General features: G+C 60.2%; 5 protein-coding genes. 1 reads left to right on the top strand and 4 read right to left on the bottom strand.

What is annotated here, in order from left to right; all coding sequences use genetic code 11:
- Positions 1-3 precede the first annotated feature (3 nt).
- The 4 genes from D8U73_RS13045 to D8U73_RS13030 form a co-directional block, all read right to left on the bottom strand.
- Positions 4-561, bottom strand: a complete 558-nt coding sequence (locus tag D8U73_RS13045) for a chalcone isomerase family protein (protein ID WP_130904699.1) — start codon at positions 559-561, stop codon at positions 4-6.
- Positions 562-715: 154 nt separating this feature from the next.
- Positions 716-973: an Atu4866 domain-containing protein gene (locus D8U73_RS13040; protein WP_056853386.1), complete on the bottom strand. Its 258-nt coding sequence runs from the start codon at positions 971-973 to the stop codon at positions 716-718.
- Positions 974-998: 25 nt separating this feature from the next.
- Positions 999-1,736 carry an SDR family oxidoreductase gene (locus D8U73_RS13035; protein WP_130904698.1) on the bottom strand — a complete coding sequence of 246 codons (738 nt, stop codon included), beginning with the start codon at positions 1,734-1,736 and terminating at the stop codon, positions 999-1,001.
- Positions 1,737-1,973: 237 nt separating this feature from the next.
- Positions 1,974-13,088, bottom strand: a complete 11,115-nt coding sequence (locus D8U73_RS13030) for a peroxidase family protein (protein WP_130904697.1) — start codon at positions 13,086-13,088, stop codon at positions 1,974-1,976.
- Positions 13,089-13,782: 694 nt separating this feature from the next.
- Between D8U73_RS13030 and D8U73_RS13025 the strand changes: the two genes are divergently transcribed.
- A complete protein-coding gene (locus D8U73_RS13025; protein WP_056853383.1) occupies positions 13,783-15,519 on the top strand; it encodes a type I secretion system permease/ATPase in 1,737 nt (578 codons plus the stop codon).
- Positions 15,520-15,523: the final 4 nt, after the last annotated feature.

Raw genomic sequence — 15,523 nt, 5'->3', positions numbered from 1 at the left:
TCCTCACTCCGCCGGCCCGGCCATCCCCAGCAGGCGTTGACGCAGTTCTTTGTCCCGAGTACGCGGGTCCAGCCAAATGTCGAAGAAGGCACGGGCGAATGCAGGGTCCTCGACCCGCCGGCGCAGTTGGCCGTCGACGAAGAAAGTGCAGCCTTTACCTGGATGGTAAAGCCCGGTAATGCGCATTCCCGGCCGAACATCGACGAAGGCATCTCGCATTTCACTGGACCAGCGTTGGAGTGTGGGCTCATCTGGACGAGCCTCTGCCATGCGACGCATTTCCTTGAGGCTGGCCTCAACCAGTGCGTCCCGGGAAAGGGCACGGTGATAAACCAGTTCGAGTGCAAAAGGCTGGTCCCAGGTCATCGGCATCCCTGGGCTCCACAAACGCGCTGTGTAGAGACTCACGCCGAACCAGGTAAAGTCGCCGCTGCCCAACAGACGCCCGTCTGGCAGTGCGGGACGCCAATCCGCCCAGCAAGGTACCGCCAGCAACAACGCGAACAGCCAGCATCTCGACAGACGATGTCCAAAGCAACGCTTGGAATCAGCCACGTTCATGATCGTCTCGGCCTTTTGTAAATTCTATACAAGAATAGCTTCATGTATAGTTTTTACGCCATCAGGACAGAGCTTGTACAACTTTTTTACGCCATGCGCGGTGATTCCTGATGAGCGTCGATGGAGCGACGCTCATCACCGCCAAGGTCAGCTTCTAGTCCTCGCGATACAGAATCATGCCTGCGTGATACAAAATCCCCTCCCGGAACTCGCCATCAGCGGTAAACCCGGTGTCATCGACGTATTCAATGTGGTCACCTTCCAGCCAATATCTTCCCTGGTAGGCGCTCGCTGTCTTGCCTCGCGCCTCATCATATCGGCCGCCTGGCAATAGCTCATGGCGAATATGCCCATCTGCCGTAACCCACATGCCGACGTATTTGTCTTGATCTGCGGACTTTTTGACCGTCATTTTCTTTTCCTCCAGTCTCGCCACATTAATAGGGGCTGGCGGTTGGCCGGACAATCAGCTCACTGACATCAACGTCGGCAGGTTGCTCGATGGCATAGGCAATAGCACGGGCGATGGCCTGGGCAGGCAGTGCGATCTTACGAAACTCACGCATCTCGGCCCGTCCACCTTCGTCTGAGATGCTCTCGGCCAATTCCGATTCGGTGACCCCCGGCGAAATAACGGTGACACGAATGTCTCCACCAACTTCCTGACGCAGTCCTTCTGAAATGGCCCGTACCGCAAATTTCGTCGCGCAGTAGACAGAGGCTGTCGGGCTGACTGTGTATGCACCGATAGACGCTATATTGATGAACTGACCGGATTTCTGCTTCTGCATCAGAGGCAGGCCTGCTGCAATACCATGCAGGACGCCGCGAATGTTGACGTCGATCATCTGGTCCCATTCAGCGACCTTCAGCGCTTCAAGCTTCGACAGAGGCATTACACCGGCGTTATTGACGATCACATCGACGCGACCATGGAGGCTGACGGCAAAATCCACAAACGCTTGCACGTCAGACCGGCTGGTGACATCAACCGCCTTGAATTGGGCGCTCCCTCCCGCGGCATTGATCTCATGGCAGAGGCTTTCGAGGCGATCCGTGCGACGTGCACCCAGCACGACGCGTGCCCCCTTGCCAGCTAAAAGACGCGCGGCCGCCTCGCCAATACCGCTGCTGGCGCCAGTGATCACCACTACTTTTTCCGAAATGTTCGACATGATCCCTATCCTTTACTGAGTGCTTGATGACGCGAGTGGTGCCTCGCTACGTGTTCAGATTAGGGATAAAGGTGTGCAGCGAGTTAGTCAGATCCTTCTGACAACTTGCCTGATCCTGCGGGAGTGCGATCAAGCGTAGTTTTCCAGACTGGAAGCGGCAGACGACATCCATCGGCAAAAGAAAGGGAGGGCATCCATTGCCCTCCCCGCCTCGGTTAACGCTGACTGGACTTCACCTCAAGTAGCCAGAATGAAGTCTGAGGCAGTGATGGTTGTCGCATCGGCCACACCGACCAGGCGGATGGTTTCAGCGCCTCCTGCGGAGCTGAGCAGGGTATCCGCACCGACATCGGTGATGATGACAGTGCTGGCAAAGGTCGCAGCCGTGACACCGAATGCGGAAATATCGAGCAGATCCTGGCCCCCCGCCGCGTTGGCATCGAAGCCGATGATCTGGTCGGCCCCGAAGCCCGCCGCGAACAGGAAGACGTCGTTGCCAACGCTGGCGACCATCACATCGTCGCCGGCACCGCCAGTGACCCTATCGTTGCCCACTCCGCCATCGATAAAGTCATTGCCGATACCGCCCAGCAATGTGTCGTTACCGATACCACCATTGAGGGTGTCGCTGCCATCGCCGCCCTGGAGCAGATCGTTGCCGGTACCGCCATCCAGCACGTCATTACCCAGCCCACCCAGCAACGTGTCGTTGCCTGCGTCACCATTCAAGGCATCGTTTCCGTCACCACCGTCGAGGCCATCATCGCCGATACCGCCGTTCAGGGTATCGGTGCCTATGCCACCCAACAGCTGATCGTTGCCGATGTCACCATTGAGCGTGTCGTTACCTGCGTTGCCGGTAAGGATGTCGTTGCCGCTGTTGCCGTTAAGGGTGTCATTACCTGCCCCGCCGACGATGTTATTGTTCAGCCCGTTACCGTTACCGACGAAGTTGTTGACTCCGGTGTAAGCCAGGTTCTCGACATTATTACCAAGCACGTAGCTGGCCAGCGTCGTCTGCACGCTATCCGTACCGCCACCCGCCACCTCGAACACCCCATCAGCGACCACATCGACGATGTAGGTGTCGTTGCCAGCGCCCCCTGCCATCTGGTCAGCACCCGCACCGCCATCGAGGATGTCGTTACCCACCCCGCCGGTCAGGGTGTTAGCCAGCGCATTGCCCGTACCGGTGAAGTTACCTGCCCCCGTATAGGTCAGGTTCTCGACGTTGGCCCCGAGCAGGTAGCTGGCCAGGCTGGTTTGCACCAGATCGGTACCACCGCCCAACGCTTCGGTGACGCTGTCACCGACATTGTCCACCACGAAGGTGTCGTTGCCGGCACCGCCGTTCATGGCATCCGCGCCAAGCCCGCCGTTGAGGGTGTCGTTGCCGTCCCCGCCACTGAGGACGTCATTACCAACCCCGCCAGTGATGATGTTGGCCAGCGCATTACCGGTACCGGTAAAGCTGCCCGCACTGGTATAGGCCAGGTTCTCGAGGTTGGCACCCAGCACGTAGCTGGCCAGGCTGGTTTGCACCAGATCGGTACCGCCCAAGGCAATCTCAGTGACAACGTCGCCAACATTGTCCACCACGAAGGTGTCGTTGCCGAGACCGCCATTCATGGCGTCCGCGCCGAGGCCACCGTTGAGGAGGTCGTCGCCGATATCGCCGTTGAGGATATCGTTGTCGTCTCCGCCGTTGAGGATGTCATTGCCGAAGCCACCTAGCAGTTGATCAGTACCGGCCAGACCATTGAGCGTATCGTTGCCGCTCAGGCCACTAAGCACATCGGCACCCCCGCCACCGGTGAGGGTGTCAGCGAGAAAGGTACCCTCCAGCACCACGCCAGGCGTTACCGTAACGGCAGCGGTTGCCGCCGAGGTCAGCGTCTCCAGCGTACCGAAGCCGTCGGTATAGCGCACGATCACCCGCAATTGCAGATTGCCCTGCGCAAAGCCCGGGGTGAAGGTCGCAGCGGTCGCGCCGTTAATGTCGGTGAAGGAAGCGCCAGTACCTTGCTGCCACTGGAAGCTGAAGGTGCCCAGCCCATCCTCATCGGCAATCCCGGCAGTCAGCGCGGTCAACACCTGTCCTTGATCCGGTGTCGTATCGCTGATCAGCAACGCACCGGTGGGTGCATCGTTGACGTTGGCGACCGGGTCCGAAGGGTCGGACGCCACGCTCTCGGTTACACCAAAGTCATCCACGTAACTGACCACTACCCGCACCTGGTCGCCGACCTGGTCCTGGCCAAGCGTGAACGTGCTACTGGTGGCTCCGACGATGTCGACGAAGCTGACCCCGTTGGTTGCCTGCCACTGGTAGGTGAACTGCGGATTGCTGAGGCCATCCAGATCGATAATGCTCGATGGGTCAGCGGTCAACACTTGGTCCTCCACCAAAAGACCGGTGACCGTCGGCCCCGCGGTGGGTGCGCTGTTCGCCGACGAGTCGACGATTTCCAGCGTACCCTTGGCATCCTGATACACCGCCCGGACGCGAATGTTCAGACCCGCCACATCGTCCGTCACCCGGTAGGTGGTCCCGGTCGCCCGCGAGGCTTCGCCGGCGGCAACAACGGTGATGTCCTCATAGATCCCCGTGCCTGGAATGTTTTCCACCTGCCAGTAGTAAGCCACCGCTCCGGACAACGTACCGGTCGGATTGGCGCCGCTTACGTTGTCCGCATCGTGTACGGCACGACCGCTGACGCGTAGCAACTGGCCGGCCACAGGCGTGTCGTCACGCAGACCGGTAGCATCATCGAGAATCGCCAGATGACCCGATGGCCCCTCGTTCAAGGCGCTACCAACGCCGGATGACTGCGCCAGGTCAGAGAATTGCAGACGCTCGATGCCCGTCAAGCGATCGACACCATCACGCCCCGCCACCAGATCCGTCACGATGACTGTATTGCCCTCGACAGAAACGATGTATTCCGTCGAATTACCGGAGAACACCGCGGTATCGAAGCTGTCATCGCCCGTCAGAATCTCCCGCTTGATGATCAACTGACCCGGGTTGTACGTACCGTTGAGCATGAACGGAACCAGTGGCTCCATGCTGTCGAAGGTAGCGATTTCCGGTCCGGTACCATCGGCATTTGCCCGGACGCTGATGCGTACGTTGAGCCACTTGTCACCATCGATGATGTCGTCGCCACCGCGACCCTCGATAAGGTCGCTGCCGCTGCCACCGAGGATGATGTTGCCGCCATCGAAGAACGTCGCTCCGGCCGGCAGCACATCCGCCAGGCCGTCGATCAGGTCGATGTTGGTCAGCACACTGCCGGTTGCACCTGCACCCGGTAACGATGCGGCATCTTGATTGTCGCCGCGCAGGAAGTCACCGTGCGATGAACCCGACAGACCTTCCATGATGTCGAAACGCACCAGTGCCGAAGCACCCGAGCCCGGAACCGGCGGCACATCGAAAAAGCGGTCGCTGTAATCGATGCTCACGCCCTGGGCGAGCCCCTTGAAGGTTGCCCAGTCAAAGCCCGAGCCACCGATATAGCGGTCACCAAAGCCGAGACTGCCGACCATGATGTCGTCGCCGCCTTCACCGTTGAACTTGTCGTTCTCGTTGCCACCGATGAAGACATCGTTGCCGATGACCGGGTCGTTGCCCAGCGGATCGAAGTTGTCGCCAGGCGCACCGTCGGAGGTGCCCTTCTCGATCCAGTCGTCGCCTTCGTTACCCATGTCCTGTTCGTTGGCCTTGCTGCCCAGGATAAAGTCATTGCCCTGTCCACCAATGGCCTCGGAGGCGTCCTCACCGGTCACGATGAAGTCATTGCCGAACCCGCCGATGATCAGGTTGATGCCGTTACCACCGTGCAGCACGTCGTTGCCGTCGCCACCCTGGATGTTATCGTCGCCGCCCATATCGCTGATGATGTCGTCACCGGCACCACCGCGCAGCTGGTCGTTGCCGTCACCGCCCTCGATGCGGTCGTTGCCGCCGTCACCCCAGACGGTGTCATCGCCTTCACTCGCGATGAGGATGTCTGCATCGTTGGTACCGCCCAGCACGATGTGTTGGTCACCGGTGTACTTGATGTAGTTGGTGTCCGGTCCGGCAGTCAGCGGGTTGTCGCGGAACACCACCTGCTGGCCGTTCTCGTCCAGCGGGTCGGCATTGCCCAAGCCATCGTTGTACTGCTTGGACTGATCCCTCTCCAGATAGAAGCCCGGGTCCGAAAACACCAGGCCCGGCAAGTGCGTGGCCGAGGTGTTGGCCATGATCAGCTTAGCGAACGAGTTGCTTTCCAGCTCGGCATTCATCGACAGGCCAGAGGTGCGCTCCAGGTAGTAGAAGCGGTCGCCGTCCTGCAGTTTCTCCATTTGATTTTCGAACACAAAGTTGAAGGTCGAGCCGAGCATGCCGCCAAACGGCGTTTTCTCTTCGGCCAGGCCACCAATCCATAGATCGATGGCGTCGACCCCTGTGATCGTCACACCCTTTAGATCGTCGGCAGTCCCCAGAACCCCGTCTTTGCCCGCCCGCGTTACGTTGGCCCAGGTACCGGTGCCGTTGAGGAAGTCCAGGCGATCGGATGGCTCGTTGATCCCGCCATCGCCGAACACCAACAACATCGCCGCGGCACGCTTGCCTTCGAGCGTAGTCGCCCCCGTGATCGTGCTGTGCGTACCATAAGCCGCGATGAAGTTGATCAACGACTCCGGATGCTTGAGGTGCTGCACCAGGTCGACCCAGCTGCTGTACGGCTTGAGTTGGGTATCTCCGGTCTGGTTGTAGATGTCGCGGCGAATCGCATTGAGCGAGGGAATCCCCACGTCGCGACCACGGGCGATGTTGATCGCCGGCAGGTCAAGAGGCAGGCCCAGCAGGTTGTTGCGCAGTGCCTCGGTGACGAACTCGTCGATTTCGTTACCGGCTTGCCGAGTTACCCCGCGCACGATCGCACTGGTCGCATCCTCCGGCGTCACGCCACTGGCGGCATAGGCCAACGGGTTGAGGAATGCCGCGATCAAGCCCAGTTGCTGATCGGGATCAGCACTGCTCGGATCGCCAATCACGTCAAAATTGACGTCGTAGCGATCGACAGTCTCGGTCAGCATCGAGTGGCCAAACCGGTACACGGTGTGGGCAAACTCGGCGACGATCGAGGCATCAAGGTCGACGTCATAGACCTGGGTCGGTGCGAAGAACAGGTCAACGCGAGGCTGGATGGTCCGCGCAAACTCCTCGAACACCAGGTGCTGATACTGCATCTCGGTGCCGAACTTGGCCGCCTGGAACAGGCGCTCGCCATTCCACACCAGCGCATCGATCTCGGCCTGGTTGACCGGCAAGGCAGCAACCGGCGAGAGCAGCCACTCGTTGAGGAAGGCCACGTCATTGGAATCGAGCACGGTGTCCTTGGTCTGCGCAACCAATCGATTGTGCTCGGCGTGGAAGATCGCATGCACTGCGGTCAGGCCGATGTTCTCGTTGACCCGGCCGTCACCGGCGATGTAGTGAGCGTCAAGCAGTTCGTTGTCGTAGGTCAGGTTGTTGCCGCCCGGGCCAACGGGCTGCGCGTTACCGACATCGACATCGCCATCCGCCTGCAGAACCCCGCCGACGACAACCGGCACAGCGTTATGGGCGATGTCGTTGAGGAAGGCATGGCCCGTGCGTACCGCGTTCACCAGGCTTATCGGGTTGGCCGGATTGCCTTCGACGAGGGTCGTGACGTCATCGGCGTTGCCGGCGATACCGTCCAGCCCGTTGTTGAGCCGAATGACAACTTGCGGGAAGCCGTTCGGCCCCTTGATGAAGTTGCCATAGGCGTCCGTCGCCAGCAGCGGACTGCTGTCGATATCGGCGTCGGTGAGATCGATACCCAGCACATCACGTGCCTGCGCCTTGACCACTTTCCAGGTCGCCATGCCACCGATTTCGCTGTCGTCACCAGTACCAAACTTGCCGTCCGGCCCAAGGTCACGGTTGGTGATGAGATTGCCGGTCGCTTTGGGGCCATCCTCCGTCATCACGTATCCGCGCAGGAATACCTGGTGCGAGGGATGCGAGCTGTAGGTCTGGTTCTGGTCCACGAACGGCGTGGTGGTGTTGGTGTGCTCACGGACATCGTCGGCCGTGCCCAACACGCCATCCGCCCCTGGCTGGTTGGTCGCGCGGGTCAACACCATGAAATTGGTGTTGCCGCCCGGCACATACAGCGGGTCGTCCGGTTGCAGCGGGATGAACACAGTGCCTGAACCGCCTTTGGTCAACAGGTCCAGGCCATGGTCGAAGAACTGCCCGAAGAAGGTCATCCAGGCGTTGAACGGCGCGGACAATCCCGCATCCGCCGCGGTGTTCTCGAACAGGTACACATCGTGGTCGTCGCCGGTACCGAACTGGCCATCCATGCCAGGGCTGGCGACGATCCGTACCCCCTCCTTGAGCACGTCGTCGTTACCGCTACCGGTTACGCCAAAGTCGAGATGACCGTTGGCCCCCGGGTCATAAGCCGTGGCATAGGCCGCCGGGTTGTTCGATGTCTGGTCGACGATCAGGTTACTGATGGTGCGCGGCTGCGAGTCAAACACAAAGCCGCTGGTTTGCTGATAAGACGATCCCGGAATGGCCGGCGAGCCGGGGCCAAAGAAACCGGCAGGTACACCTTCTGCCGGATTGAAGACCGGGTCGCTCAGGCGCGGGAAGAGGTTATCGGCAGCACCGTACTCGGTATGGTTGTTGCCGTTCAGGTTCAGCAGGTTGTTGTTCGACCCATCGACCGCACGCAGGCCCAACGGCGCGCGGATGTTCGGGATCAGCGAGAGCATGTCCTGGCCGGCCGCGTCAGCCTCGGCAATCTTGATCTGATCGAGGATGAAGTTGAGGTCGGAGCGGACCATGTGAAGGCCCTCGCCACCGGCCGTGGCATCGGCCACGGGTGTCGGCGACGTCGGTACGACCGGCGCGCCGGGAACGACCACGGCCGTCGGCTGCGAGAACACCACTTCAGTAGTGCCATGCCCATCCTGGTAGATTGCCTTGACCCGCAGCGATAACCCGGCAAGGTCGGGCGAGACCTTGAACGTGGTGCCGTCGGCACTCTGGAACGCCAGGTCGCCGGCCGGCAACAAGATGATGTCCTCGAAAACGCCGCTGCCTGGATCCGCCTCGAATTGCCAGTAGTAGGACACCGAGGAGTTGTTGAGGCTGCCACCAATATTGTCGGCGTCGCTCACCCCGGCCACGCTGACCGTCAGCACGTCGCCCACCGTGATCGCCCCGCCGTTTGCGTCGGCGATGTTCGGTCTGCCAACCGGTTGCGCGTTGAGCCCCGGCAGCAGCACTTGCTGGGTATCGGAGAACTGCAGGCGTTCGATATGCAGAAGGGTATCGGTGCCGTCGCGCCCTGCTACGGTATCGGCCACCGTCCAGACATCGTCCGCTGTATTGAGCGTACCGCGGGTGTCGCGCGTCACCACATACTCGGACTGCTGCCCGGAGAAAATCGCGGTGTCGTAGGCGGCTCCGCCTGTCGAGGTACCGGGCAGGATTTCCCGCACGGCCTTGAGCTGAGCCGGGTTATAGGTACCGTCCATCATGAACGGGATCATCTCGACCATGCTGTCGAAGGAGGCGATCTCAGGGCCGCTATGGTTGGTGTCGTCAGGGGCATAAACCGCAATCCTGACGTTAAGCCATTTGTCGCCGTCGAGCAGGTCATCACCACCACGACCCTCGATCAGGTCGCTGCCATCGCCACCCAGGATGATATTGCCCGTGGCAAAGCCGGTGGTCGGCAAACCGGCGTCGGCCAGGAACTGCTCCAGCCCGCGGATCAACGCCACATTGGTCAGCGCACTGCCCGTCGTACCACCGTGGTCAACGATGGTGACCGCATCAACATTATCGCCCTTGAGCACATCGCCGAATTTCGAACCGGACAAGCCTTCGACCTCGGCAAACCGGTCGAGGATCGAGGCCGGCGATGCGCCGACCGGGTTGAACGGCCCGTTGTTTTGATTTGGCGCATTACCGTGTGGCTGCGCCAGCGCGGCCATGGTCAGGTCGACGGTCACGCCGATCTTGTCATTCTTATGGGTCACCCAGTCGAAGCCCGACATACCGTCCATATTGTCCTGGGCATCGCTGCCGACGAAGATGTCATCGCCCCCCTCGCCGATCATTTCGTCGAAGCCAGCGCCACCGATAAAGATGTCGTTGCCGATCACATCATCGTTGGCCAACGGCGAGGCGTTATCGCCAGGTGCACCGTCCTGGGTGCCCTTCTCGATCCAGTCGTCACCTTCGTTGCCGGTCGGTGGCAAGTTGGTCTTGGCACCGAGAATGAAGTCGTCGCCCTGGCCGCCGAAGGTGGTGCTGATGTCTTCGGTGGTGACGATGAAGTCCTGGCCATCGCCACCCAGGATCAGGTTGCCCCCGGCCAGCATGCTGCCGGCGATGATCACGTCGTTACCGGCGTTGCCTTCCAGACGGTTGTCACCGAACGAATCGGTGATGATGTCATCACCGGCGCCGCCCAGGACCGCGTCGTTGCCGGCGCCGCCTTCCAGGCGGTCGTTGCCGCCGTCACCGTAAAGCGTGTCATCGCCTTCACTGGAGATGATGATGTCATCGCCGGCGGTGCCTCCCAATACCACATGGTCCGCACCGTTGTACTGCAGGAAATTGCTGTCTGCCCCCTGGGTGTCGGGGTTGTCGCGAACCACCAGCTTGACGATTTCCACGCCGTTGATCATCAGGCCGCCCGTCGGGTCGGCTTGGCCGTCCGCACCCAGGCCAGTGAACTGATTGGCCTGATTCACTTCGAGGGTGAACGTTGGCGTCAGGAACACGGTGTTCGACAGATGGGTGACATCGCTGTTGAGCATGATCAACTTGGCAAAGGAGTTGTTCTCCAATTCGGTGCCGAAGTTCAGGCCTGCAACGCGCGACAGATAGTAGAACCGGTCGCCGTTCTGCAACGCCTCCATCTGGGTTTCAAACACGAAGTTGAAGGTAGAGCCGAGCATGCCGCCAAACGGCATCTTCTGCTCGGCGAGACCACCGACCCAGAAGTCGATGTCGTCGACACCGGTGGTGGTCACACCGTTGACCATGGCGTAGATGCCCGAACTGTTGAGAAAGTCCAGACGATCCGCTTCAGTGGCGGTAAAGGTACGCTCATCGGCAGTACCGGCGTTGATGACCGCGCTGCCGCCAAACACGAGGGCCGCGGCAATCGCACGCATCTCGACCAGCGTATCGACATCGGCCGCCGTCAAGGCCCCGTGGGTGCCGAAGGCTGCGATGAAATTGACCAACGATTCAGGGTGCTTGAGGTTATTGGCCAGATCCGCCCAGCTGATGTACGGCTTGAGCTGGCTGTCGCCCGTCATCTCGTAGAATTCACGCCGCGCCTCGTTCAACGTCGGAATGCCTGTGTCGCGACCGCGCGCCAGGTTCAGGGCCGGCAAATCGAGCGGCAGCCCCAGCAGGTTGTTGCGCAAGGCTTCGGTGACGAATTCGTCGATTTCGTTGCCCAGTTGGCGGGTCACACCGCGAATGATCGCGCCTGCCGCTTCGTCCGCCGTCGCGCCACTGCCCGCGAAGGCGAGCGGGTTGAGGAAGGCCGCGATCAGGCCCATTTGCGAGTCCGGGTTGTCAGGGTCAGTGAGCAGCGGATTGAACTCTGGGTCGAAGCGATCGACCGTTTCAGTCAACATCGAGTGACCAAAGCGGTACACCACGTGGGCGAACTCGGCGAGGATGGCCGGATTGATCGAGGTGTCATAGCCGTTGGGTGCGAGGAATTCATCGATTTGCGGCTGGACGGTCCGCGCAAACTCTTCGAAAACCAGGTGCTGGTACTGCATCTCGGTGCCGAACTTGGCGGCCTGGAACAGGCGCTCGCCGTCCCACACCAACGCTGCGATTTCGGCAAGCGAAGCCGGCATTGCGGCGACGTCATCCACCAACCACTCATTGAGGAACGCCAGATCGCCCGCGGCCAATATGGTTTGCTTGGATTGCTCAACCAGGCGGTTGTGTTCCGAGTGGAACACATGGTGCACAGCCGTCAGGCCGATGTTCTCGTTGACCCGGCCATCGCCGGCAATGTAGTGGGCATCGAGCAATTCGTTGTCATAGGTCAGGTTGTTGCCACCTGGGCCAGCGGGCTGCGCGTTGCCGACATCGGTGTCGCCGTCCGCCTGCAAATTCCCACCGACCACGACCGGCGCGGCATTGTGGGCGATGTCGTCGAGGAAGGCATGCCCGGTGCTCACGGCGCTGGCCAGACTGATCGGCGCATCCCGGTTGCCTTCGACCAGTTGAGTAACGTCATCAGCTGTTCCGGCGATACCGTCGGCACCGTTACTGACGCGCATCACCACCTGCGGCATGCCGCTCGGCCCGCGAATGAAATTGCCATATGCATCGGTCGCCAGCAGCGGCACGCTGTGCACATCAGCATCGGTGAGGTTGATCCCGAGAATGTCACGGGCCTGGGCTTTGACCACTGCCCAGGTCGCCATGCCACCACTCGCGCCGTCGCCATCATCGGCCGTGCCGAACTTGCCATCGGCGCCGAGATCGCGGTTGGTAATCAAGCGCCCCGTGGCAACCGGCTCGCCAGCCGCATTGAGCATGTATTCACGCAGAAACACCTGATGCGACGGGTGCGAGCTGTACGTCTGGCTCTGATCAACGAACGGCGAGGTGGTGTTGGGCTGCCCATCATCGGCCGTGCCGACGACACCGTCCACGCCGGCGGTACGCACGGCACGTGACAACACCATGAAGTTGGTTGGGCCGCCCGGTACATACAATGGATCATCGGGCTGCAGCGGGATAAAAACGATGTCGGTACTGCTCTTTGTAACCAGGTCCAGGCCGTGGTCGAAGAACTGGCCGAAAAAGGTCATCCACGAGTTGAAGCCGGCGGTCAGACCGACGTCCGGCGACTCGTTGGGAATGAAGAACACTTCTTTGTCGTCGTCGGTACCGAACACGCCGTCCAGCCCGGGACTGATCACCGGGTCGGCGCCACCGTTGGCTGCAACGGCGGCCGGGTTGTTGGCGGTCTGGTCGTTGATCAGGTTACTGATAATCCGTGGCTGCGCGTCAACTACCGTCCCGGTCCCGGCATAAGCCGCTCTGTAGGAGGCGTCCAGTAGACGCAGGAAGGAGTTGTCCGCAGCGCCAAATTCGGTTTGCCCGGCGACCAGGTTGTTGTAGCTGCCATCGACGGTACGCAGGCCGAAAGGCACCTGACTGTTGGGTAGCAAATCACTGAGGCTGGTGCCGGCCGCATGCGCTTCCGCGATGAAGATTTGCTTGAGGATGAACTCCAGATCCGACTTGTTGAAATTGGCCATTTCGATTGCCCTCGATCTATATGGAAAAGGCTCGGGACGAAGAAATCCGCCCGCGCCAAGTCACGTGCTGGCTTGCGCAGTTCTTTGTTTCAGTGTTTGGCGAGAGCAGGCATGGAACAGGCAAAGCCGTTCTCTGCGCCGGTGAATGCGCGCCTGGAATTCGCGTTTTCAATTGCTCGCTGAGTAATCAGCCAGAGCGATTCCGAGCCGTTGGTGGCCCATGGAATCTGGAAGTCGAAGCGAACTTCCGGAGTAGCTCCGTGACTGCGAGGTAGAACGAGATGCTCGACATGCTGTGCTCCTTCAAGAAACACCGTGGCCTGCGTTGCCAAAGCGATGGCAGGCTTCAGGAGGGCGTCTCCCCAACCATGACTAAAGTTCCATAGCAACTAGCTGTCAATATTTCGGCACAAAAAAAGATCACCCATTTTTTGGGTACTCAACTAATTGTTCTTAAAGGATATATAGAAATTCAAGATTATCTGTAGAGCGAAATGTTATTTAAAACTGTATCGCTAGAGAAACAAACGCCACCTACGCTCCAGGCAGAAGGAAAATATTTTTTGAACTTTTTCGAGAGCGCTACAACTTGCGTCGATGAGCCGACCATGCCCCTACATCTAGGGGCCGGCACAACACTTGCACAAGCTGCCTTGCCTCATCGCAAACCGGATTTCGGAGAGGGATTATCAACATGCAAAAGCAGTCGAACGTCCGCTCCGAACTTGCCGCCGCGATTTTTCGCCTGCGCCGCAGTTTTTATTCGCTGGCCGCGTTCAGTGGCGTGATAAACGTCATGATGTTGACGCCAGCCGTGTACATGCTCCAGGTCTATGATCGGGCACTGGTCAGTCGAAACGTCACCACTTTGACGATGTTGACGTTACTGGTGATCGGGCTGTTCCTGCTGATGTCCACGCTGGAACTGGTCCGCACCCGAGTGCTGATCCGGGTCGGCAACTGCCTGGACATGGACCTCAACCGACGCGTTTTCACCGCCGCATTCGAGCGTAATCTGAATCGCGCCGGAGGCAATCCAGCCCAGGCCCTGCAAGATCTCTCACAGGTTCGACAGTTCATCACCGGCAATGCCCTGTTCGCTTTCTTCGATGCACCGTGGACGCCGATCTATTTGCTGGTTGCCTACCTGATCCACCCACTGCTTGGACTGGTCACCCTGATCGGTTCACTGATTCTGGTGGGCCTGGCCTATCTCACCGAAAAGGCCACGCAGAAACCCCTGGCCGAAGCCAATCATGCCGCCCTCTCTTCCGCCTGCTACGCCAACAACAACCTGCGTAACGCTGAAGTCATCGAGGCCATGGGCATGCTGCCGTCGATTGGCAAACGCTGGTACCAAAGCCATTTGCGCATCCTGGAAATGCAGACCCTGGCCTCCGATCGCGCCGCGCTGATCAGCAGCATCGGGCGCTTCGTGCGCATCACCTTGCAGTCACTGATCCTCGGCGCAGGTGCGTTGCTGGCCATCGAAGGCAAGATTACCCCCGGGATGATGATTGCCTGCTCGATCCTCACCGGCCGCGCACTGGCCCCGGTGGAACAAGTCATCGCGTCATGGAAACAACTGCTCGGTTGCCGCTCGGCCTGGAGCCGGCTCAACGAGATGCTGGAAGACTTTCCGCGCCGACCACCCAGCATGCCGCTGCAGCGTCCGCTGGGCATGCTCGGGGTGGAGAATGTGTATGCAGGCTCACCCGGTACCAGCAACACGATTTTGCGCGGGGTAAGTTTTAACCTTTCGCCGGGCGAAAGCCTCGGGGTTATCGGCCCATCCGCCTCGGGAAAATCCACCCTCGCCCGCTTGCTGGTCGGCGTCTGGCCGACACAGGCCGGCAAAGTGCGCCTTGACGGCGCGGACATATTCACCTGGAACAAAGGCGAACTCGGACCCTGGCTCGGCTACCTGCCACAGGACGTGGAACTGTTCGAAGGCACCATCGCCGAAAACATTGCGCGCTTTGGTGAAGTGGACAGCGACGCGGTCATCCAGGCCGCGAGGACGACAGGGGTGCACGAGATGATCCTGCGTTTTGCGCAGGGTTATGAGACCCGCCTGGGTACCGATGGCAGCCCCCTTTCCGGCGGCCAGAAACAGCGCATCGCCCTGGCCCGCGCGCTGTACGGAGAGCCCAATCTGATTGTGCTGGACGAGCCGAACGCCAACCTCGACGACGTCGGCGAAAAGGCTCTGGTCGATGCCCTGGGCCAGCTCAAGAAGCGCGGTGCCACCGTCATTCTGATTTCCCACCGCCCGAACGTACTCTGCGCCGTCGATAAGGTGCTGATGCTGCGCGATGGCGGCGTGCAGATGCTGGGCACACGGGACGAAGTATTCGCAGCGCTGCGCAAGGCCAGTGTGATGCCTGCAGGCGCATCGACTCCGCTGGCCTCCGTTAAAGCACGGGAGTGACCCG

Source organism: Pseudomonas sp. Sample_22 (assembly GCF_004307635.1).
Classification (GTDB): domain Bacteria; phylum Pseudomonadota; class Gammaproteobacteria; order Pseudomonadales; family Pseudomonadaceae; genus Aquipseudomonas.
This window is presented reverse-complemented; position numbering and strand designations above follow the sequence as displayed.